Genomic DNA, 20,623 nt, shown 5'->3' on the forward strand with positions numbered 1-20,623 from the left:
GCTCTCTATTGCAGCCAGGCCGAGGGGCCGGCGCCGGCCTCGTCGAGCGTGTGGCCGGTCCGGAAACGGTCGAGCGCGTAGGCGGCGGTCAGCGGATGCGGCTTGCCGGTGGCCAGCATATGGGCAAAGCACCAGCCGGAGGCCGGCGTCGCCTTGAAGCCGCCATAGCACCAGCCGCCATTGAGATAGAGCCCTTCTATCGGGGTCGGGCAGATGATCGGACTGGCGTCGGGCGTCATGTCCATGACGCCACCCCAGTGGCGCAGCAGCCTGACACGCGAGATGCAGGGCATCAGGGCTATCGCGGCCTCCGCCACTTCGCGTACGACGCCGAGATTGCCGCGCTGGGCGTAGGAATTGTAGCCGTCGAGATTGCCGCCGAAGACCAGCCCGCCCTTGTCGGACTGGCTGACATAGAAATGATCTGCGCCATAAGCGACGACGTGATCGACCAGCGGCTTGAGCGGCTCGGTGACGAAAGCCTGGAGCACATGGCTTTCGATTGGCAGTTCCAGGCCGGCCTTGGCGGCAAGGAGCGAAGTATGGCCGGCAACGGCGAGGCCGACCTTGCCGGCGCCGATCCGGCCCTTGCTGGTTTCGACGCCGACGATCCTTTCGCCGTCGCGGACAAAGCCGGTCACCTCGCAGTTCTGGATGATGTCGACGCCGTGGCCGTCGGCAGCGCGCGCATAGCCCCAGGCGACGGCATCATGGCGGGCAGTGCCGGCGCGCCCCTGCAGGATCGCACCATGGATCGGAAATCGCGCGGTTTCGGAGAAATCGAGATAGGGCACCAGCCGGCGCACCGCGTCGCGGTCGAGAATGTCGGCGTCGATGCCGTTCAGGCGCATGATGTTGGCGCGATGGCTGAACGTGTCGAGTTGATCGGCCGAATGGGCGGTGACGATCTGGCCGCGCTGCGAAAACATCACGTTGAAGTTCAGCGCCCGCGACAAGCCTTCCCACAGCTTGACCGAGAAATCGTAGAACTGGGTGTTGCCGTCGAGCAGGTAGTTGGAGCGGATGACGGTGGTGTTGCGGCCGACATTGCCGCCGCCGACATAGCCCTTCTCCAGAACGGCGACATTGCGGATTCCGTGGTTCTCGGCGAGGTAGAAAGCCGTCGCGAGGCCATGCCCGCCGCCACCCACGACAATCACGTCATAGGCGGGCTTCGGCTCGGCCGCGCGCCAGGCGCGCCGCCAGTTCTTCTGGCCGGAAAGGGCGTTGCGGAAAATCGAAAACGCCGAATAGCGCGCCATGTTCATGGTCTAGCGGACGATCGGGCCGGCCGGGGTGCGGGTCAGCACTTCGGCCCCCGCATCGGTCAGCAGCACGGTGTTGGAGATGAAATGGTCGCCGCGGCCGGTGCCCATCAGCCAGGACAGGATGTGGAAGCTCATCCCGCTCTCGATTTCGAGATCGGAATCGTGCCTGAGGCCCGTCACCGAATTGCCGCCGGTCCATGAGGGCGGCTGGCCGATGCCGACGAGATAGCCGCAATGATGGCGGCGATAATGCGAGAGGCCGGCATCGTCGGCGACGCCTTGCCAGGCGGCGTAGACATCGCGCGCCCTGGCGCCGGGCTCGAGCGCCCTGACGACGGCATCGAATGCCTTGGCCGTGACCTCGGCCATGGCGGCATCTTCGTCTTTGATGGTGCCGATGCGGATCAGCCGGCCAAGCGGTGCGTGATAGCGCGAGACGCAGCCCGACAGTTCGACGAAGACCGGCTCGCCGCTGCGATAGATGCCGTCGCCCCAGGTCGTGTGCTCCTCGCCGAGCCGGGCGGCGGGCCGGATGAACGGGCCGAAGCCCGGCGCGTGGCCGCCGGCGCGCACCATCGCCGCCACGCATTGGGCGGCAACCTCCTGCTCGGCGGCGCCGTCGGAGATGGCAGCGATCGCGGCACCTGCCGCAGCATCCGTGACCTTGGCGGCGCGGCGCATCAGCACCTGTTCCTCGGCGCTCTTCACCAACCGCATCTTGTCGACCAGCCCGGAGACGTCGCTCCATTTGGCGTCCGCCTGCGCCTCGAGCTTCAGGGCGAGGCCGTGGCTGAGTCCGGAGGTCCAGTGTTCGAGGCCTATACGTTTGCCGGCCAGGCCGAGTTCGGAAATGACGCGTGCGGTGAGGTCGGCCGCGGTCTCGCTATCGGAGTGACCACGGAATTCCGCCGCCTTCACCTGGTTCTCGATCGTCACCTTCTCCATCGACCGGGTGACCAGGATAGGGCGCCGGTCGAGCGTGACGATCAGGAGGTGCGGCGCGAAATAACCCCAATGGTCGAGGCCGGTGAGGTAGAAAACAGTCTCCGGCGAGGCGAAGACGGCGGCGTCGAGCTTGCGCTCTACCAATGCCGTGCGAACTTTCGACAAGCGGCCGGCGATCTCGGCTTCGGAAAAGGGATTGCGGTCCATTGAGGTGTCCTTGAGTTGCCGGTCCTGGGCTGATGGTCAGTCAATGACGATGGGATCGCGGGCCACGTGGCAGAGCCACTCGCCGCCGCCTTCGCTGACGCTGGGATCCTGACAGATGATGAGATCGAAGCCGGCCTTTGCCATGCGCTGCCTCACCTCGGCCAGGCGCTGCGCGTATTCCGCCTTGCTGAACCCGCCCGACGCGTCCAAAGCCGTTTTCCTTCCTGCCCTCATCCAAATGCGGTTCGTACCCGCATCGAGAAAGCACACCTTTAATTGTGCACAACTTGCACATCGCCAAGCCGTCAAATCAAGCTATGTGGCGATTTTTCGAGATTCGTACAGTGCGTCTTGCGATATGTCCAGATGAGTTGTATACCTCTTAGTGCGCTTGACACGATGGTGGAGAAACGTCGTTCGAGCCGACAATTATCGAAGAAGAAAAGGGGAATGCATGTTCACGTCACAGATATCCCGCCGCGCGCTCGTGAAGGCCGCAGCCTGTCTTGCGCTCGCCGCGACCGCATTCACGTCACAGCTGGCCCATGCGGAAACGACGCTGGAACGCGCCAAGAAGGACGGCTATATCCGGGTCGGCTTCGCCAATGAGGCGCCGTTCGGTTTCGCCACGCCTGACGGCAAATTGACCGGCGAAGCGCCGGAAGTCGCCAAGGCGGTGCTCGCCAAGATGGGCATTGCGCAGGTCGACGGCGTGCTGACCGAATTCGGCTCGCTCATTCCGGGTCTCAAGGCCGGCCGCTTCGACATCATCGCCGCCGGCATGTTCATCAATCCCAAGCGCTGCGCCGAGATCAATTTTTCCGAACCGTCCTATGGCATCGGCCAGGCCATGCTTGTCGCGAAGGGCAATCCGAAAGGCGTGAAGGACTATTCGAGCATCAAGGATAATCCTGATCTCAAGCTCGCCGTGATGGCGGGCGCCGTCGAGGGGGGATATGCGAAGGACGCCGGCGTTGCCCAAGGACAAGTCGTTTCCTTGCCCGACCAATCCAGCCTGGTCGCGGCCGTCCAGTCGGGTCGTGCCGATGCCGCCGCGCTAACCGCGCTCTCGATCGCCGACATGGCCAAGAAGGCCGATGGGGTCGAATCGACCAAGCCCTTCGGTGAAGTTGCCGGCAAGTCGGTGAAGGGCCATGGCGGCTTCGGCTTCCGCAAGGAGGACACCGATCTGCAGGAAGCATTCAACGCCGAACTGAAGAAGTTCCTCGGCACGCCGGAGCATATCGCGCTGGTCGAGCCGCTCGGCTTCGGCAAGGACTATCTGCCGAACAAGACGACTGCAGAGCTCTGCAAGGGCGAATAAATTCCCAACTGCTGGGCGGCGTGAAAGCGCCGCCCTCTTTTTTCCTCGGAGAAGCAGATGGGCATCCGCACGCTCGTTGCCATGCTGGTCGTTTCGCTGGCCGTGATCGCGGCGCTGGCGACGCAGGAGACGTACAGGCTGTTCCTACCGGGACTATTGCAGGGCGCCGTCCTGACGATCGAGATCGCTGTCCTCGGCAGCTTGCTGGCGGTCGCCATGGGCGTGCTCGCCGCGCTTGCGCGCATGTATGGTCCAGCGCCGCTCAGATGGCTGGCGACTGTCTATGTCGAAATCTTTCGCGGCACCTCGGCGCTGGTGCAATTGTTCTGGCTGTTTTTCGTGCTGCCGCAATTCGGCGTCACGCTCGACGCGTTTCCCGTCGCGGTGCTGGCGCTTGGTCTGAATGTTGGCGCCTACGGATCCGAATGCGTGCGCGGCGCCATCCAGTCGGTCGCGCGCGGCCAATGGGAGGCAGGAACGGCGCTCAACATGAGCCGCGCGCAAATGCTGCGCCGGATCATCCTGCCGCAGGCGTTCGTCGCCATGATCCCGCCCTGGGGCAATCTTTTCATCGAGCTTTTGAAATCGACGGCGCTGGTTTCGCTGATCACGCTCACGGACCTCGCCTTCAAGGCGCAGCAGATGAACCAGAACACCTTCAAGACCATTCCCATCTTCACGCTGGTGCTGCTGATGTACCTCGCCATGTCGCTCACCGTTTCCATCGGCATGCGGCTTCTCGAAAGGCGGGCCTCGCTCGGCCTGGCGCGGGGGAGGGCGGCGTGATCTGGGATTGGAGTTTTGCCGCGGAGATCCTGCCGGTGCTGGCACGCGCCGCCGTCGTCTCGATCGAGGCGACGCTGCTCGGCTTCGTCATCGCGGCTTTGCTCGGCCTGGTCCTCGCGGTAATCCGTATAGCAGTGCCCTGGACCGGGTGGACGATCTCGGTGCTGGTCGAACTGATCCGCTCGACGCCGCTGCTCATCCAGATCTTCTTCCTCTATTTCGTCTTTCCGAAATTCGGCGTCGTGCTCGACGCATTCACGGCCGGCGTTCTGGCCATCGGCATTCACTACGCCGCCTATTGCTCGGAAGTCTACCGCGCGGGCTTCGACAACATCCATCGCGGCCAGTGGGAAGCCTCGATCGCGCTCAACCTCTCCTCCTGGACGACCTTTCGCGACATCATCATCCCGCAGGCGATACCGCCGATCGTGCCGGCGCTCGGCAACTATCTCGTCGCGCTGTTCAAGGAGACGCCGCTGCTTTCGGCCATCGCCGTGCTGGAACTCATGCAGACGGCCAAGATCATCGGCTCCGAAACTTTCCGCTACACCGAACCGATCACGCTGGTCGGCCTGTTCTTCCTGGCCATGAGCCTGGTTTCGGCCGCGCTCATCCGTGCCCTCGAACGCCTGCTCAACCGGAGGACCGCGCGATGACCGAACAACCGATGGTCCGTTTCGACAATGTCTCGAAGCGTTACGGCGCGCTCACCGTGCTCGACGGGCTGAACCTCGAAATCGCGCGCGGCGAGAAGGTTTCCGTCATCGGACCGTCCGGCTCCGGCAAGACCACGGTCCTGCGCATGCTGATGACGCTGGAGACGATCAATGACGGCGTCATCTGGGTCGAAGGCGAGCCGCTGACCCATATGAAGCAAGGCGGAAAGCTGGTGCCCGCCAATCTCGCCCACATCCGCCGCATCCGGGCGAAGATCGGCATGGTGTTCCAGTCTTTCAACCTGTTTCCACACATGACGGCGATGGCCAATTGCATCGAGGCGCCGATGACCGTGCTTGGCATGAAGCGGGCCGATGCCGAGGCACGGGCGGCCGAGCTTCTCGACATGGTCGGGCTGTCGCAGAAGAAGGATCATTATCCTTCCCAGCTTTCCGGCGGCCAGCAACAGCGCGTCGCCATTGCCAGGGCGCTGGCGATGCGGCCCAAGATAATGCTGTTCGACGAGGTGACGTCCGCGCTCGATCCGGAACTTGTCGGCGAAGTGCTGCAAGTGATAAGGCAAATCGGCCGCGAGCATGATTTGACGATGCTCATGGTCACCCACCAGATGGGCTTCGCCAAGGAATTTTCCGATCGCGTCTGCTTTTTCTACCAAGGCAAAATTTGCGAGCAGGGGCCGCCGGCAGAGCTTTTCGGGGCACCCAAGAATGAGCGGACGCGGCAGTTCCTGCACGCTGTCCTGGAGGCTGGATGACGCTTGATACGGATGCCTCGGCCAAGACCGCGCCGCCTCCGCGTCCGCTTTCGGCGCGCGAACGGTTCGAACGCATCTACCTGATCCTGCGCGACCGCATCTGCCTGCTCGACTATGTGCCGGGGAGCCGGCTCTCCGAGGAAGAACTCGCCCAGGAATTCGAGATCAGCCGCACACCGGTCCGACGCGTGCTGGCGCGGCTCGAGGCCGAAGGCCTTGTGCAATCGGTTCACGGGGTCGGTACGATCGTTACCGACGTCGACATCGAGGAGTTGCAACAGGTCTATCATCTGCGACTGGAACTCGCGCTGCTGGTCGGCAAGCTTTCGCCAATTCCCCGAACGGCGGTCGACCTCGATCGCATTCGAGCGCTCATCGCGCGCTGCGATTCCGATATGCTCAACCCGGATCAGCGTGCCTTCCTGCAGCTGAACATGGACTTCTTCACTGAACTATCCGGCATGACCGGCAACCAGCCCCTGCGCGAAATAAGCGAAAGACTGTATTTTCAGGTCGCGCGCGTAGTCCTCAAGATGATGCCGCAGCTCGGCCTTGTGGAGGAGTTCACGGCCTTCCGGCGCGAAATGGAGGAAGTGCTGGCCGCCGCGGAAATCGGGGATTGGGAATCGATCGGGCACATCAGGCGAGCCCATATCTCGATGAGCTTTCGGCGCATGATGCGCCATGCCGGCCGATCAGACGAATTTGACGGCAAGAACTGACTGCCGGCATTGTGGCGGTGACGTGGTTTGCCACGCCGCTACGACGAGCGACGTGGCTCCCGCCACTTCATTTTGAGTGCCGCTGTTCAGCCACGGCGTCGGGCACCACCACCAGCTTGCCGACAAAGTCCTTGGCGATGAAATCGGCTTGGGCGTGGTGGAAATCGGAAAGCCTGTAGACGCCGCCGACCAGCGGCCGGATCTTGCCTTCCTCGATATAACGCACGATGCGGCGGAAATCCGCGCGCGTGCCCTGGCTCGAGCCGTGAAGCTGCAACTGCTTGAGATACATGGTCCTGAGATCGAGCTGGACGACCGGACCGGCGATCGCGCCGGCGGTGGTGTAGCGGCCCTCGGGCCTCAGGATGCGCAACAGATCGTTGAAGATCGCGCCGCCGACGAGGTCGGCCACGACGTCGATGGACTGGCCGCCGGTCGCCTCGGCCACGGCTTGCGGCAGGTCGGCCACGCCACGGGTGATCACGGCTTCGGCGCCGATGTCGAGCACCGCCTGCTCCTTGCCCTTGCCCACGACCGCATAGGGAATGGCGCCACGCGCCCGCGCCAATTGCACGATGCCGGAGCCGACGCCGCCCGAGGCGCCGGTGACCAGCACGCGTTCGCCGGCCTTGAGCCCTGCACGTTCCAGCATCTGCTCGCCGGTGAGATAGGCGCAGCAGAAGGTGGCGAGTTCGACATCGCTCAAGTCGGTGTCGACGACATGGGCGTTCTCGGCCGGCACAGCCTGGTATTCGGCGTAACCGCCGTCGCGGCCGTGACCCATATAGTCGATGTCGGCGAGCGAATCGTCGTCGCGATTGTAGATCGAGAAATCGACCATCACTCGTTCGCCGATGCGATCCGGCGAGACCCCTGCGCCAACGGCAGCGACGGTGCCGACCGTGTCGGTGCCCTGGATACGCGGAAAGGTCAGCGTGTTGCCCTGGCGCCGCCATGTCGACACGGCCCCAGCGTCCTCCTCCGTGCCATAGGCGCCCTGGCGCACCCAGACGTCGGTGTTGTTCATGCCGCAGGCGCTGACCTTGACCAGCACTTCGCCGGCGGCGGGCGCTGGCACTTTCACGTCAGTGCGGTAGACAAGCTTTTCCGGGCCGCCGTGGCCGGTAAGCTGCACGGCCGCCATGGTGGCGGGGAGGGTGGGATGAGAGGTCATCGCGTTCACTTCCGAATACTTTGCAGGTTGGCGCTGCCTCTCACCTTTACCCTCTCTTCGTGAACGACGAGGAGGTGCCGGCAAGCGGATGAGGGCAGCGCCGATCATCGACAATTAGAGACTGGCGAACACGCTCCTTACGGCGTCGGCGGTCTTGACCACGACGGTGTCAGCCTCCTCGCGTGTCAGGCAAAGCGGTGGGGCGAAGCCCAGAATATCGCCCTGCGGCATGGCGCGGCCGATGACCCCGCTTGCGGCGAGGGCCGTGGCGATCTGCGGTCCGATCTTCTGCGCCGGATCGAAGAACACACGGTCGTCCTTGTCGGCGACGAACTCGACCGCTGCCAGCATGCCGTCGCCGCGCACCTCGCCGACGTTTTTGTGGCCGCCGACGGCCTTGGCCAATTCGGCGCGGAAATAGGCGCCGGTCTCGCCGGCATTCCTCACCAGATCCATCTCGTCGATCAGTTCGAGGTTGGCCACGCCCGCTGCGACGCAGATCGGATGCGCCGAATAGGTCCAGCCGTGCCCGAGCGAGCCGAGCTTATCGGAGCCCTGCACCAGCACCTGCCACATCTTGTCGGCGACGATGACGCCCGACAGCGGCGCATAGGCGGAGGTCAGGCCCTTGGCGATGGTGATCAGGTCCGGCTTGATGCCGTAATGGTCGGAGCCGAACATGGTGCCCAGCCGGCCGAAGCCCGTCACCACTTCGTCGGCGACCAGGAGCACGTCGTACTTCTTCAGCACCGCCTGGATTTTCTCCCAGTAGCCGGCGGGCGGCGGCACGATGCCGCCGGTGCCGAGGATCGGCTCGCCGATAAAGGCGGCGACGGTCTCGGGGCCCTCGGCCAGGATCATCTCTTCCAGCTTGTCGGCGCAATGCTGCGAAAACTGCTCCTCGCTCATCGAACGGTCGGCGCGGCGGAAATAGTAGGGCGCCTCGGTGTGCAGGATCGGCGCGCGCGGCAGGTCGAAGGCATTGTGGAAGAGATCGAGCCCGGTCAGCGACCCCGTCATGACGCCGGAGCCGTGATAGCCGCGCCAGCGCGAGATGATCTTCTTCTTCTCCGGGCGGCCAAGGACGTTGTTGTAGTACCAGATCAGCTTGATGTTGGTTTCGTTGGCATCCGAACCCGAGAGGCCGAAATAGACCCTCGACATGCCCTTTGGCGCACGGTCGATGATCATCTTCGACAGCGTGATCGAGGCTTCGGTGCCGTGGCCGACATAGGCGTGGTAATAGGCGAGGTTCTTGGCCTGCGCGGCGATGGCATCTGATATCTTCTGGCGGCCGTAGCCGACATTGACGCAATAGAGGCCGGCGAAGGCATCGATGCTCTTCTTGCCATTGTTGTCCCAGACGGTGACGCCTTCGCCGCCGGCCATGATGCGCGTGGGCGATTCACCGCGCGCGTGCGTGCCCATATGGGTGGAGGGATGGAAGAAGTGGTCGCGGTCCCAGGCGGCGAGTTCGTTGGACTGATCGAGCATTTTTTGACTCCTTGAGGATGGCCGGACGAGCCTAGGCGATGTCCATGCACAGATACTTGAGATCGGTGAAGGCTTCGAGCCCGTGACGCGAACCTTCGCGGCCGATGCCGGACTGCTTGACGCCGCCGAACGGGATCGGCGCGCCGGTGATCTTGACGCGGTTGATCGCGACCATGCCGTAGTCCAGCGCCCGGCCCAGGCGTTGCTGGCGGGCGCCGTTCTCGGTCACGACATAGGCGACCAGGCCATATTCGGTGGCATTGGCGCGCGCGGTCACCTCGTCCTCGCTGTCGAACGGCGTCACGGCGGCGACCGGACCAAAAGTTTCTTCGCGCATGATCAGCGCCTCGTCAGATACGTCGGCCAGCAGCGTCGGCTGGTAGAACAACGGGCCGGCCTGGTGCCTTCTGCCGCCGGCGAGGCAGCGCGCGCCCTGGGCGAGCGCGTCGGCGACCTGCTCCTCGACCTTCTTGACGGCGCGCTCATGCATCAGCGGGCCGATGTCGCTTTCGTCGGCGAGGCCAGTGCCGGTCCGCATCGCCTCGATGCGCTTGGCGAAGGCGGCACAGAAACGGTCGTAGATGGGCCGCTGGACATAGATGCGGTTGGCCGCGAGGCAGTCCTGGCCGGATGTGGCGAATTTGGCGTCGACGGCGATGCTCACGGCCTTGTCGAGATCGGCGTCGGCAAAGACGATCAGCGGCGCGTGGCCGCCAAGCTCCATAACCAGCCGCTTCATCGTCGGCGCGCTCTGGGCCGCGATCAGCCTGCCGATCTCGGTCGAACCGGTGAAGCTCATGGCGCGCACGCGCGAGTCCTCGCACATTCGCCCGACAATGATCGACGCCTTGCCCGTGACGACGTTGAAGACGCCGGCGGGCAGGCCGGCGCGCTCGCCGAGTTCGGCCAGCGCCAGCGCCGAGAGCGGTGTTTCCGAAGAGGGGTGCGCGACGATGGTGCAACCGGCGGCAAGGGCCGCAGCCGCCTTGCGGGTCAGCATGGCGGACGGGAAGTTCCACGGCGTCACGACGCCGACGACGCCGAGCGGCTCGCGCCGCACTGTCATTTCCGCGTTCGGCAGATGGCTGGTTACGCTTTCGGCGTTGAGGCGCTTTGCTTCCTCGGCATACCATTCGACGAAAGAGGCGGCATAATCGATCTCGCCGAGCGATTCCTTCAAGGGCTTGCCCTGTTCCAGCGTCATCAGCAGAGCGAGATCGTCTTTCGCGGCGATGATGAGGTCGAACCATTTGCGCAGGATTTTCGAGCGCTCCTGCGGCAATAGCGCCCGCCAGGCAGGGAAAGCGCGCGCCGCCGCGTCGATCGCACTTGCCGTCTGGCGGCCATCGAGCGCGGCGACGAAGGCCACCGTGGCGCCGGTCGCGGGATCGGTGACCTCGAAGCTCTCCGCCGCCTCGCTTGCCGTCCAGTGCCCGTCGACATAGGCAAGCTCGCGCAGCAGCCGGCGGTCGGCGAGGCGGTCGAGCGCTTCATGGCGGTGCGTACGGGCAAAATGCGCTGACATCATCGGTTGCTCCCGATTGGGGTGATGCCGCAAGACTAGGGGCGTCGGCGCGAAGGATGAGGCTGTTTAGGTGCAGCTATATAGAGAGATTCTCTCTATTCGGCTGGAGAGCAGGACGATCTGTCTAGCCGCAGGGGTGGGGCGGGTGCTTTCGCGCATTCTTCGAGCGTTTCGTTCTCAGGCCTGCACCGGCAAAAGATCGGCAAGCGGCAGCACCGTCTCGTCCTTCACCGTCTTGATGACGATATAGGTGAAGTAGCGGTCGATGCCGATTTCGCGTTCGAGCAAGGCATCGACCAGCCGCTGATAGGTATCGATATCGCGCGCCATCACCTTCAGAACATAGTCGACGCCGCCGCCCACCGACCAGCAGGCCACAATCTCAGGTATGTCGCGGATGACGCGCTCAAAGCGGTCGAAATCGGCCTGGCGGTGGCTGGCCAGCGTCACCTCCATCAGCACAGTGGCGACGGGTGCGACGACGCGCATGGCAATCGAGGCATGATAGCCGGAGACGATGCCGGCCTTTTCCAGCTTGCGCAGCCGCATCCAGCACGGCGTCGGCGACAGGCCGACCTTGTCGGCCAGCGCCAGCTTGGTGATGCGCCCGTCACGCTGGATGGCGTCGAGGATTCTGAGGTCGATCGGGTCGAGTTTCGCGGCGGCCATCTGTATCCACTTTTTGGTCCGCCGTACCATGACGGCGCATTATTTCGATTGTCAATTGCACTGATTTCGATCTCTAATAAGTCATGACATTGTGGCAACCCGATCCCGCGCTCATCCGGCGGCCCGCCTACCAGTCGCTGGCCGACCAGTTCGCGCGCGCCATTCATGACGGGCGGCTCGCCAACGGCGCGCGGCTGCCGACGCATCGCCGGCTGGCCGACGAGTTGAAACTATCGGTGCAGACGGTCAGTCGCGCCTATGAGGAACTGATTCGCCGCGGCCTGATCTCGGGCGAGATCGGCCGCGGCAGCTTCGTCCAGACGCAGCGGCGCGAGCCGGAACCGCCTTATCTGCCGGAGCGGCTGGGCGAAGTGATCGATCTTTCGATCCTGAAGCCGGTCTGCGAGCCGATGCATCTGGAGCGGCTGAAGCAGGCTCTGGGCTGGCTGGCCGACAACCTGCCGTCGAGCTCGGCGCTGTCGTTCCGGCCCAACGTGGTGTTTCCCCGCCATCGCGCCGTGGCGGTCGAGTGGCTGAAACTGTGCGGTCTTGATGCCTCGCCGCAGAATATCAGCCTGACCAATGGCGCTACCGCCGGCATGACGGTGGCGCTGATGAGTGTGGCGCCGCCCGGCTCGACCGTCGCTACCGAGGCGATCGGCCACCACACGCTGGTGCCGCTCGCCCGCTATCTCGGCTTCAACCTCGAAGGCCTCCCGATAGACGGCAATGGCCTGATCCCGGAAGCGCTGGACGAGGCCTGCCGGATCTCCGACATCCGCGCCGTATTCGTGCAGCCTTCGGTGATCAACCCGACGGCGACGCTGATGGATGCGGGGCGGCGCGAGCAGATTGCGGCGGTTGCCCGCAGGCACGACATAGCCATCATCGAGAACGATGTGCTGGGGCCGCTGGTCGAGGACCGGCCGCCGCCGGTCGCCGCCTTCGCGCCTGAGCGCACGCTCTACGTCACGTCTTTCACCAAGATCGTGGTACCGGGCCTGCGCATCGGTTATCTCGCCGCGCCCGACCGCTATGTCGCCGCGGTCGCCAACCGCCATCTGGTTTCCAACTGGATGGCGACGCCGCTGGTGGCGGAGATCGCCACCAAATGGGTGACCGACGGCACCGCGATGGAACTCGTGCGCTGGCAGCGCACAGCATTGCGGCGACGCCAGGACATCGTCGCCGAGGTGCTGGCCGGCGTCGACTATCGCACCCGGCGCGACGGACTGCATGTCTGGTTGCAGCTGCCGGCCGACCGTGCCGAGGAGAGCTTCGTCGCCCAGGCGCGCCTGCAAGGCGTGGCGATCGCGCCCGGCGCCTCCTTCCGTATCTCGCAAGCGCCCTGGCAACCGGCGGTGCGTATCTCGCTGGGTTCGACCACCGAAGGGGAACTGCGCGCCGGCCTCGGCGTTGTCACCAAGCTGCTGCTTGGCGACCCCGAGCATCTGCTGCTCGCAATCTAGCGAGATGTGCCGCTATCCAGACGATGCCGACCCGCCTAAGGTGTCCCCGGTGCTGTCATTTTCGGCTCGACTTGATCTCGATCCCGGCACATTGCTAGGCACTGAATGCCCAAGAATTGTGCGGGATCAGAATAATTGTCATGATATTATTTTCCCGATTGACATGATTTGGCGGGTTCCGCATCGTTAAGGGCATAGGCTTCTCCAGCACGGGAAATTCGTTTGTCCGCATCCGCGCCTATCATCAAGGTCGATGGCATTTCGAAAAGCTTCGGCACCTTCAAGGTGCTGGATGGCCTGTCCATGCAGGTCATGCCCGGCGAGAAGCTGGCGCTGATCGGCCCGTCCGGCTCGGGCAAGACGACGATCCTGCGCATCCTGATGACGCTGGAGCGGATCGATGGCGGCCACATCCAGATCGATGGCGAGCATCTCTATCACATGGAGCGAAACGGCCAGCTGCTGGCCGCCGACGAGCGGCATCTGGCCAGGATGCGCCAGAAGATCGGCATGGTCTTCCAGCTGTTCAATCTGTTCCCGCACAAATGCGTCATCGACAACGTTACCCTGGCGCCGATGTTGACCAAGGGCACGCCGCGCGCCGCCGCCGAGAAGCGGGCGATGGAATTGCTCGACATGGTCGGCATGGCCGACAAGGCCAAGGCCATGCCGGCCCAGCTTTCGGGCGGCCAGAAGCAGCGCGTCGCGATTGCCCGCGCGCTGGCACTGTCGCCCCGGATCATGCTGTTCGACGAGGTCACCTCGGCGCTCGATCCCGAACTGGTCGAGGAGGTGCTCAACGTCATGCGCAAGCTCGCGGCCGAAACCGACATGACGATGCTGCTCGTCACCCATGAAATGGGCTTTGCCCACGACTTCGCCGACCGGGTGCTGTTCTTCGACCGCGGCCGCATCGTCGAGGAGGGCAAACCCGACGAGATTTTCCGCCATCCCAAACAGGAGCGCACGCAAGGTTTCCTGAAGAAGATCATCGCGGCCGGACATCGTGTCTGACCGCCATGCCCGAGGCGGCGACACCGTCCGCAAGGCCGGCATTCCGTCCTGAAATGACTGCAACCAAGAACACAAACATGGAGTTGGGAACAATGAAAAAACTTGGCATTCTGGCCGGCGTCGCCGGTCTTGCGCTGACCGCGGTGCTCGCCGCCTCGAGCATCGGATCGGCCGACGACAGCAAGCTCGAGCAGTTGAAGGCGCAAGGCTTCGCCCGCCTCGCCATCGCCAACGAGCCGCCCTACACGGCGGTCGCCGCCGACGGCAAGGTTTCGGGCGCCGCGCCCGACGTGGCGCGGGAGATCTTCAAGCGGCTGGGCGTCGCCGATGTCGCCGCCTCGATCTCGGAATATGGCGCCATGATCCCCGGCCTGCAGGCCGGCCGCTTCGACGTCGTCACCGCCGGCCTGTTCATGAAGCCGGAGCGTTGTGCGGCGGTTGCCTATTCCGAGCCGGTGCTGTGCGACGCCGAGGCGATGCTGGTGAAGAAGGGCAATCCGAAGGGCTTCAAGAGCTATGAGGATGTCGCCAAGGACACCTCCGCCACCATCGGCGCGCCCGGCGGCGGCACCGAGGAGAAGCTCGCGCTCAACGCCGGCGTGCCGCGTGACCGTGTCATCGTCGTGCCCGACGGCCAGAGCGGACTGAAGATGGTGCAGGATGGCCGCATCGACGCCTATTCGCTCCCCGTCCTGTCGATCAATGATCTGATGAAGAAGGCCAATGACCCGAGCCTCGAAGTCATAGCACCCGTGCAGGGCGCGCCCGTCTATTGCGACGGCGCCGCCTTCAAGAAGGGCGACGAAGCACTGCGCGACGCCTTCGACGTCGAGCTCGCCAAGATGAAGAAGTCGGGCGAGTTCGCCAAGATCATCGAGCCCTACGGCTTCTCGGCTGCGGCGGCGATGTCGACGACGCGCGATAAGCTCTGCGCGGCGAAATAAGGCCTTTTCCCTTCTCCCCGTCCACGGGGAGAAGGGAGCCCGAAGGGCCGGAGGAGGGGCAGCGCGCGTTTTGCGAGCTTGGAGCCGCGCCTCATCCGCCTGCCTGTCCTTCGCGGCAGCTGTGCTGCAGCTAAGGAGGGAAAACCTGCATCTTCTCCTCGTGAGAGGGGAGAAGATGCTAGAACCAAACGTTGGAAGCCTCTGATAAATGACCCAGTGGTCCGGCTATCTCGGCCTGATATTGCAGGGAGCGCTTGTCACCATCGAGCTGACGCTGATGGGGTCGGTGCTGGCCCTCGTCATGGCCTTCCTGGCCGGCATGGGGCGGCTGTCGCGCTTCTTCGCGCTGCGGGCGCTCGCCACCGCCTATATCGAATTCTTCCGCGGCACATCGATTTTCGTGCAGCTGTTCTGGGCCTATTTCGTGTTGCCCCTGGCGGGCGTCGAACTCACTCCGCTGCAAGCCGGCGTGCTGGCGCTGGGCCTCAATGTCGGCGCCTATGCGGCGGAAGTGGTGCGCGGCGCCATCCAGTCGGTCGGCGCCGAGCAATACGAAGCCTGCACGGCGCTCAATCTCGGCCGCTGGCAAGGCATGCGCCATGTCATCCTGCCCCAGGCGCTTCTGGTGATGCTGCCGACCTTCGGCAACAACGCCATCGAACTGCTCAAGGCGACATCCGTCGTCTCGCTGATCTCGCTCGCCGATCTCACCTTCCAGGCGCAGGTGGTGCGTTCGCAGACCGGCAGCACGCTGATGCCGTTCACCACCATCCTGGTGATCTATTTCGTGCTCGCGCTCGTCATTTCATGGGGCGTGCGGTCGCTGGAGCGCCGCATGGCGCGCGGCCTCGACGGAGTGCGCGTCTGATGGATTGGGCCCTGTAATGGATTGGGACTGGGATTTCGTCCGGCAGATCCTGCCGACGCTGATCGAGGGGGTGAAGATCACCATCCTTGCGACGGTGCTCGGCTCGGTGCTGGCGGCAATCGTCGGGCTCGGCATCGCACTGGCCCGCCGCTCGCCGAACAAGATGATGTCGCGCACGGTCGGCTGGGCGGCCGAATTCATCCGCGGCACGCCGCTGCTGGTGCAGCTCTACTTCATCTTCTACGTGCTGCCCGATTTCGGCATCCTGCTGCCGCCGCTGGTGGCCGGCGTCATCGGGCTTGGGTTGCACTACGGCACCTATACGGCGGAGGTCTATCGCGCCGGCATCGAGAACGTGCCGCGCGGCCAGTGGGAGGCCGCCAAAGCCTGCAATCTCAGCGCTCGCCAGACCTGGACCCACATCGTCATACCGCAGGCGATCCCGCCGATGATCCCGGCGCTGGCCAATTATTTCATCGCCATGTTCAAGGAGACGCCGCTGCTGTCGGCGATCACCGTTCTGGAACTGATGAACCAGGCCAAGAGCGTCGCCAACACCTATTACCGCTATGTCGAGCCGATGACGCTGGTCGGCGCCTTCTTCCTGATCATCAGCCTTTTCTCGGTTATGCTGCTGCGCTGGCTGGAACATCGCTACGGCAAGATCGAAAGGTAGTTCCCATGAAGCCGCTTCCCGAAATCAGGCTGATGCCGACAAGGCCCGCACTCGAGGCGCGCCCGTTGGAAAAGCGCGTCGGCCTGATCATCCTGGCCACCGACCACACCAGCGAGCCGGACTTCCGCCGCATGGTGGCGAGTGAGAGGATCGGCATCTATGTCGCCCGCATCCCCTATAAGAATCCGACCACGCCTCAGAATCTGCGCAAGATGCAGCCCGAACTAACGGCGGGCGCGGCGCTGATCCTGCCGGACGAACCGCTCGATGCCATCTGCTACTCCTGCACGTCGGCCTCCGTGGTGATCGGCGACGCCGAGATCGAGGCGGCGATCCAGGCGGCCAAGCCTGGCGTGCCCGTGGTCACGCCGCCGATGGCGGGCGTGCGCGGACTGAGGGCTCTGGGCGCGAAGAGGATCAGTATTCTCACCCCCTACACCGTCGAGACCAGCCGGCCGATGGCGGCCTATTTCGCCGAACGCGGCTTCGAGATCGCCAGCTTCACCTGTCTCGGCTTCGAGGACGACCGCGAGATGGCGCGCATTGCGCCGGCAGCTCTCGTCGATCTGGCCCGCGAGGCGACTGACCCGCAGGCCGAGGCGTTGTTCGTGTCATGCACGGCGCTGCGCTCGGCGCTGGCGGTTGCCGCAATGGAACAGGCTATCGGCCGCCCGGTCGTCACCAGCAACCAGGCGAGCGCGTGGAATTGCCTGCGACTGTGTGGCGATGATGTGCCGCGTCCGGAGTTCGGGCGGCTGACGACCTTGCCGCTTGGACTGTAAGATCATGTCCTGCATGCACGAGCGACCCATGACGCACGCCGTCGCCCTTTCAGACATTCGCGCCGCGCGCCAACGCATCACCGGCAAGGTCGAGCCGACGCCGATCGTGCCGTCCGGGAGCCTGTCGGAGCGGCTCGGCTTTCCCGTTCACCTCAAGCTGGAACATCGCCAGACCACGGGCAGCTTCAAATTGCGTGGCGCCTCGAACGCCATTGCTTCGCTCAATGCCGAGCAGCGGGCACGCGGTGTTGTCGCGGCCTCGACCGGCAATCACGGCCGCGCACTCGCCCATGCCGCCAGGCTCGAAGGCATGCGCGCGGTGATCTGCATGTCGCGGCTGGTGCCTCAGAACAAGCTCGATGCCATCCGCCGCCTCGGCGCGGAAATCCGCATTGTCGGCGACAGCCAAGACGACGCACAGCAGGAGGTCGAGCGGCTGGTGGCGCAAGAGGGCCTGGTGATGCTGCCACCCTTCGACCATCCCGACATCATCGCCGGGCAAGGCACGCTCGGGCTGGAGATCATGGAGCAGGTTCCCGACGCCGCTCTGGTGCTGGTGCAGCTCTCCGGCGGCGGGTTGGCCTCCGGCATTGCCGCCGCCGTCAAGGGCGTCAGGCCGAGCACAGAGGTCGTCGGCATCTCGATGGCGCGCGGCGCGGCGATGAAAGCCAGCCTCGATGCGGGGCGCCCGGTGCAGGTGGAGGAACTGCCGACGCTGGCGGATTCGCTCGGCGGCGGCATTGGCCTCGACAACCGGCTGACCTTTTCCATGTGCCGAGACCTGCTCGACGACGTCGTGCTGCTTTCCGAGGACGAGATCGCCGCCGGCATCCGCCATGCCTACGAACAGGAGCGCGAGATCGTCGAGGGCGCCGGTGCGGTCGGTATCGGTGCGCTGCTTGCCGGCAAGGTGAAGCCAAACGGACCGGTGGTCGTTCTGCTTTCCGGTCGCAATATCGATATGAGCCTGCACAGAAAGATCGTTTGCGGCGAAGCCGTTGCGGAGCGCGCCTGATGAGCCGGATGACCATCCTTACCGAGAAACAACTACGCGAGATCGTAGCTCTCGATCTCGACGCGGTCGCCTGCGTCGAGAACGCCTTCCGGGCGCTCGCTACCCTGCCGGTGGCGATGCCGCCGATCCTGCGGCTCGACATCCCCGAGCATCGCGGCGAGGTCGACGTGAAGACCGCCTATGTGCCTGGTATTGACGGCTTCGCCATCAAGATCAGCCCCGGCTTCTTCGACAATCCCAAGCTCGGCCTGCCCAGTGTCAACGGCATGATGGTGCTGCTATCGGCAAAAACCGGTCTGGTCGAGGCGTTGCTGCTCGACAATGGCTATCTCACCGACGTCCGCACCGCAGCAGCCGGGGCGGTCGCGGCAAAACATCTGTCGCGGCCGGATTCGTCCGTTGCCGCGATCTTCGGCGCCGGCGTGCAGGCCGGATTGCAGCTCGAGGCGCTGCGCCTGGTGCGGCCAATCGAAGAAGCTCGCATCTGGGCGCGCGACGCGGCCAAGGCGCAAGCCGCGGCCGACGCCCTGAGCGAAAAACTGGGCATCGTGGTGCGCGCAGAACCGGATGCGGCCAGGGCGGTCGCCGGCGCCGACATCATCGTCACCACCACGCCCTCGACCGAACCATTGATCAAGGCCGGCTTCGTCTCGGCCGGCCAGCACATCACCGCCATGGGCTCGGACGCCGAGCACAAGAACGAGATCGCGCCGGCAATCCTGCGCATGGCCGATCTCTATGTCGCCGACAGCGCAAGGCAGACGCGGCGGCTCGGTGAATTGCACCATGCCATCTCCGCCGGCGTGATGGCGGCGGACGCGGAGGTGGCCGAACTCGGCCAGATCATCGCCGGCGAACGGCATGGCCGGCGCGCGGCGGACGACATTACCATCGCCGACCTGACCGGCACCGGCGTGCAGGACACGGCGATCGCCACGCTCGCCCGTGACCGGGCCCGGGTCGCGAAAGCCGGAACCATTTTTGAAAGTTGATGCTGGCCGCAAGAGCATGATCCGCAAAGTGGAAACCGGTTTTCCGAGGAGATCATGCTCAAACAAAAAATTACCTGGAGCCAGATTCAGCGGAAGTTGAAGCGGGTTCCAGGGCCCAACAAACGAGGACCAACAAAATGCAACCGAACTTGAAATTCTCGCGAAGCGAATATGCCGATCGCCTCGCCAAGACGCGGAAAGCCATGGCCGTGAAAGGCGTCGATCTGCTTATTGTCAGCGACCCCTCCAACATGGCCTGGCTGACCGGCTATGACGGCTGGTCCTTTTATGTGCATCAGGCGGTCATCGTGCCGCCGTCGGGTGAGCCGGTCTGGTATGGCCGCGGCCAGGACGCCAACGGCGCCAAGCGCACCGCCTATCTCGCACATGACAACATCGTCGGCTATGCCGATCACTATGTGCAGTCGACCGAGCGCCATCCGATGGATTTCCTGTCGAGCGTACTTGCCGATCGCGGCTGGGGCAAGCTGACCGTCGGCGTCGAGATGGACAATTACTGGTTCTCGGCCGCCGCCTTCGCCTCTTTGCAGAAGCACCTGCCCAATGCCCGTTTCGTCGACGCCACCGCGCTGGTCAACTGGCAGCGCGCTGTGAAGAGCCCGACCGAGATCGACTATATGCGTAAGGCCGCCCGTATCGTCGAGGCGATGCACCAGCGCATCGTCGACAAGATAGAAGTCGGCATGCGCAAATGCGATCTCGTCGCCGAGATCTATGATGCCGGCACGCGCGGCGTCGACGGCATTGGCGGCGACTATCCAGCGATCGTGCCGCTGCTGCCGTCGGGCACCGACGCCTCGGCGCCGCACCTGACCTGGGACGACAAGCCGATGAAGTCGGGCGAGGGCACGTTCTTCGAAATCGCCGGGTGCTACAACAGGTACCATTGCCCGCTGTCGCGAACAGTGTTCCTCGGCAAGCCGACACAGGAATTCCTCGATGCGGAGAAGGCGACGCTCGAAGGCATGGACGCGGGGCTCGCGGCAGCCAAGCCCGGCAACACGTGCGAAGACATCGCCAACGCCTTCTTCGCGGTCTTGAAGAAATATGGCATCGTCAAGGACAACCGCACCGGCTACCCGATCGGCCTTTCCTATCCGCCGGACTGGGGCGAACGCACGATGAGCCTGCGCCCTGGAGACCGCACCGAGCTGAAGCCCGGCATGACCTTCCATTTCATGACCGGCCTATGGCTGGAGACGATGGGGCTGGAAATCACCGAATCCATCCTGATCACCGAGACGGGCGTCGAGTGCCTGGCCAATGTGCCGCGCAAGCTGGTGGTGAAGAATTGAA

21 protein-coding genes are annotated in these 20,623 nt (G+C 64.3%); 14 read left to right on the forward strand and 7 right to left on the reverse strand.

Features of this window, described 5'->3' with window-relative positions:
* Positions 1-5 precede the first annotated feature (5 nt).
* From LB532_RS27665 to LB532_RS27675, 3 genes are read right to left on the reverse strand one after another with little or no spacing between them, the layout of a single operon-like run.
* Positions 6-1,262, reverse strand: coding sequence for a sarcosine oxidase subunit beta family protein (locus LB532_RS27665; protein ID WP_140641922.1), 1,257 nt, complete (start codon positions 1,260-1,262; stop codon positions 6-8).
* A gap of 9 nt (positions 1,263-1,271) precedes the next feature.
* Positions 1,272-2,420: a M24 family metallopeptidase gene (locus tag LB532_RS27670; protein ID WP_140641924.1), complete on the reverse strand. Its 1,149-nt coding sequence runs from the start codon at positions 2,418-2,420 to the stop codon at positions 1,272-1,274.
* A 36-nt stretch (positions 2,421-2,456) separates the two neighbouring features.
* Positions 2,457-2,630 carry a hypothetical protein gene (locus LB532_RS27675; RefSeq protein WP_181169445.1) on the reverse strand — a complete coding sequence of 58 codons (174 nt, stop codon included), beginning with the start codon at positions 2,628-2,630 and terminating at the stop codon, positions 2,457-2,459.
* Positions 2,631-2,874: 244 nt separating this feature from the next.
* Here LB532_RS27675 and ehuB (LB532_RS27680) point away from each other — a divergent pair, with 244 nt between their 5' ends.
* From ehuB (LB532_RS27680) to LB532_RS27700, 5 genes are read left to right on the forward strand one after another with little or no spacing between them, the layout of a single operon-like run.
* Positions 2,875-3,744: an ectoine/hydroxyectoine ABC transporter substrate-binding protein EhuB gene (gene ehuB / locus LB532_RS27680; protein ID WP_140641926.1), complete on the forward strand. Its 870-nt coding sequence runs from the start codon at positions 2,875-2,877 to the stop codon at positions 3,742-3,744.
* Between the two features lie 57 nt (positions 3,745-3,801).
* Positions 3,802-4,530, forward strand: coding sequence for an ectoine/hydroxyectoine ABC transporter permease subunit EhuC (gene ehuC, locus LB532_RS27685; protein WP_140641928.1), 729 nt, complete (start codon positions 3,802-3,804; stop codon positions 4,528-4,530).
* Entirely contained in the window at positions 4,527-5,186 is a 660-nt protein-coding gene (ehuD, locus tag LB532_RS27690; protein WP_140499281.1) for an ectoine/hydroxyectoine ABC transporter permease subunit EhuD, read from the forward strand. Before ehuC (LB532_RS27685) ends, ehuD (LB532_RS27690) begins: the two co-directional genes overlap by 4 nt.
* Complete coding sequence (ehuA, locus tag LB532_RS27695; RefSeq protein WP_140499280.1) at positions 5,183-5,962, forward strand: ectoine/hydroxyectoine ABC transporter ATP-binding protein EhuA; 780 nt, start codon at positions 5,183-5,185, stop codon at positions 5,960-5,962. The genes ehuD (LB532_RS27690) and ehuA (LB532_RS27695) overlap by 4 nt, the downstream gene beginning before the upstream one ends.
* Positions 5,959-6,684, forward strand: coding sequence for a GntR family transcriptional regulator (locus LB532_RS27700; RefSeq protein WP_140641930.1), 726 nt, complete (start codon positions 5,959-5,961; stop codon positions 6,682-6,684). The genes ehuA (LB532_RS27695) and LB532_RS27700 overlap by 4 nt, the downstream gene beginning before the upstream one ends.
* A gap of 67 nt (positions 6,685-6,751) precedes the next feature.
* Here LB532_RS27700 and LB532_RS27705 read toward each other — a convergent pair whose 3' ends face one another.
* The 4 genes from LB532_RS27705 to LB532_RS27720 form a co-directional block, all read right to left on the reverse strand.
* Positions 6,752-7,867 carry an alcohol dehydrogenase family protein gene (locus tag LB532_RS27705; RefSeq protein WP_140641932.1) on the reverse strand — a complete coding sequence of 372 codons (1,116 nt, stop codon included), beginning with the start codon at positions 7,865-7,867 and terminating at the stop codon, positions 6,752-6,754.
* Between the two features lie 105 nt (positions 7,868-7,972).
* Entirely contained in the window at positions 7,973-9,352 is a 1,380-nt protein-coding gene (locus LB532_RS27710) for an aspartate aminotransferase family protein (protein ID WP_140641934.1), read from the reverse strand.
* Positions 9,353-9,383: 31 nt separating this feature from the next.
* On the reverse strand, positions 9,384-10,877 hold the full coding sequence (locus LB532_RS27715; protein WP_140642114.1) for an NAD-dependent succinate-semialdehyde dehydrogenase: 1,494 nt from the start codon (positions 10,875-10,877) through the stop codon (positions 9,384-9,386).
* Between the two features lie 177 nt (positions 10,878-11,054).
* Complete coding sequence (locus LB532_RS27720) at positions 11,055-11,546, reverse strand: Lrp/AsnC family transcriptional regulator (RefSeq protein WP_140641936.1); 492 nt, start codon at positions 11,544-11,546, stop codon at positions 11,055-11,057.
* An 83-nt stretch (positions 11,547-11,629) separates the two neighbouring features.
* Here LB532_RS27720 and LB532_RS27725 point away from each other — a divergent pair, with 83 nt between their 5' ends.
* The 9 genes from LB532_RS27725 to doeA all read left to right on the forward strand — a co-directional run bounded on the left by LB532_RS27725 (position 11,630) and on the right by doeA (position 20,622).
* The gene (locus LB532_RS27725; protein ID WP_140641937.1) at positions 11,630-13,015 is read left to right on the forward strand and encodes a PLP-dependent aminotransferase family protein; all 1,386 of its coding nucleotides are present in this window, start codon (positions 11,630-11,632) and stop codon (positions 13,013-13,015) included.
* A 222-nt stretch (positions 13,016-13,237) separates the two neighbouring features.
* Positions 13,238-14,029, forward strand: coding sequence for an ectoine/hydroxyectoine ABC transporter ATP-binding protein EhuA (gene ehuA / locus LB532_RS27730; protein ID WP_140499274.1), 792 nt, complete (start codon positions 13,238-13,240; stop codon positions 14,027-14,029).
* 92 nt (positions 14,030-14,121) lie between these two features.
* Positions 14,122-14,973, forward strand: coding sequence for an ectoine/hydroxyectoine ABC transporter substrate-binding protein EhuB (gene ehuB, locus LB532_RS27735; protein ID WP_140641939.1), 852 nt, complete (start codon positions 14,122-14,124; stop codon positions 14,971-14,973).
* A gap of 208 nt (positions 14,974-15,181) precedes the next feature.
* Positions 15,182-15,841 carry an ectoine/hydroxyectoine ABC transporter permease subunit EhuC gene (ehuC, locus tag LB532_RS27740; protein WP_140552065.1) on the forward strand — a complete coding sequence of 220 codons (660 nt, stop codon included), beginning with the start codon at positions 15,182-15,184 and terminating at the stop codon, positions 15,839-15,841.
* A gap of 16 nt (positions 15,842-15,857) precedes the next feature.
* Positions 15,858-16,517 (forward strand): ectoine/hydroxyectoine ABC transporter permease subunit EhuD, encoded by a 660-nt coding sequence (ehuD, locus tag LB532_RS27745; protein WP_140521357.1) that lies wholly within the window; start codon positions 15,858-15,860, stop codon positions 16,515-16,517.
* Between the two features lie 5 nt (positions 16,518-16,522).
* Positions 16,523-17,299: an ectoine utilization protein EutA gene (eutA, locus tag LB532_RS27750; protein WP_140641941.1), complete on the forward strand. Its 777-nt coding sequence runs from the start codon at positions 16,523-16,525 to the stop codon at positions 17,297-17,299.
* Between the two features lie 28 nt (positions 17,300-17,327).
* Positions 17,328-18,314 (forward strand): hydroxyectoine utilization dehydratase EutB, encoded by a 987-nt coding sequence (gene eutB, locus LB532_RS27755; protein ID WP_140641943.1) that lies wholly within the window; start codon positions 17,328-17,330, stop codon positions 18,312-18,314.
* Positions 18,314-19,306, forward strand: coding sequence for an ectoine utilization protein EutC (gene eutC / locus LB532_RS27760; RefSeq protein WP_140641945.1), 993 nt, complete (start codon positions 18,314-18,316; stop codon positions 19,304-19,306). Before eutB ends, eutC begins: the two co-directional genes overlap by 1 nt.
* Positions 19,307-19,443: 137 nt before the next feature.
* A complete protein-coding gene (doeA, locus tag LB532_RS27765) occupies positions 19,444-20,622 on the forward strand; it encodes an ectoine hydrolase DoeA (protein WP_140641947.1) in 1,179 nt (392 codons plus the stop codon).
* The last annotated feature ends 1 nt before the right edge of the window (position 20,623 follow it).

The organism is Mesorhizobium sp. ESP-6-2, assembly GCF_020164675.1.
Taxonomy (GTDB): Bacteria; Pseudomonadota; Alphaproteobacteria; order Rhizobiales; family Rhizobiaceae; genus Mesorhizobium.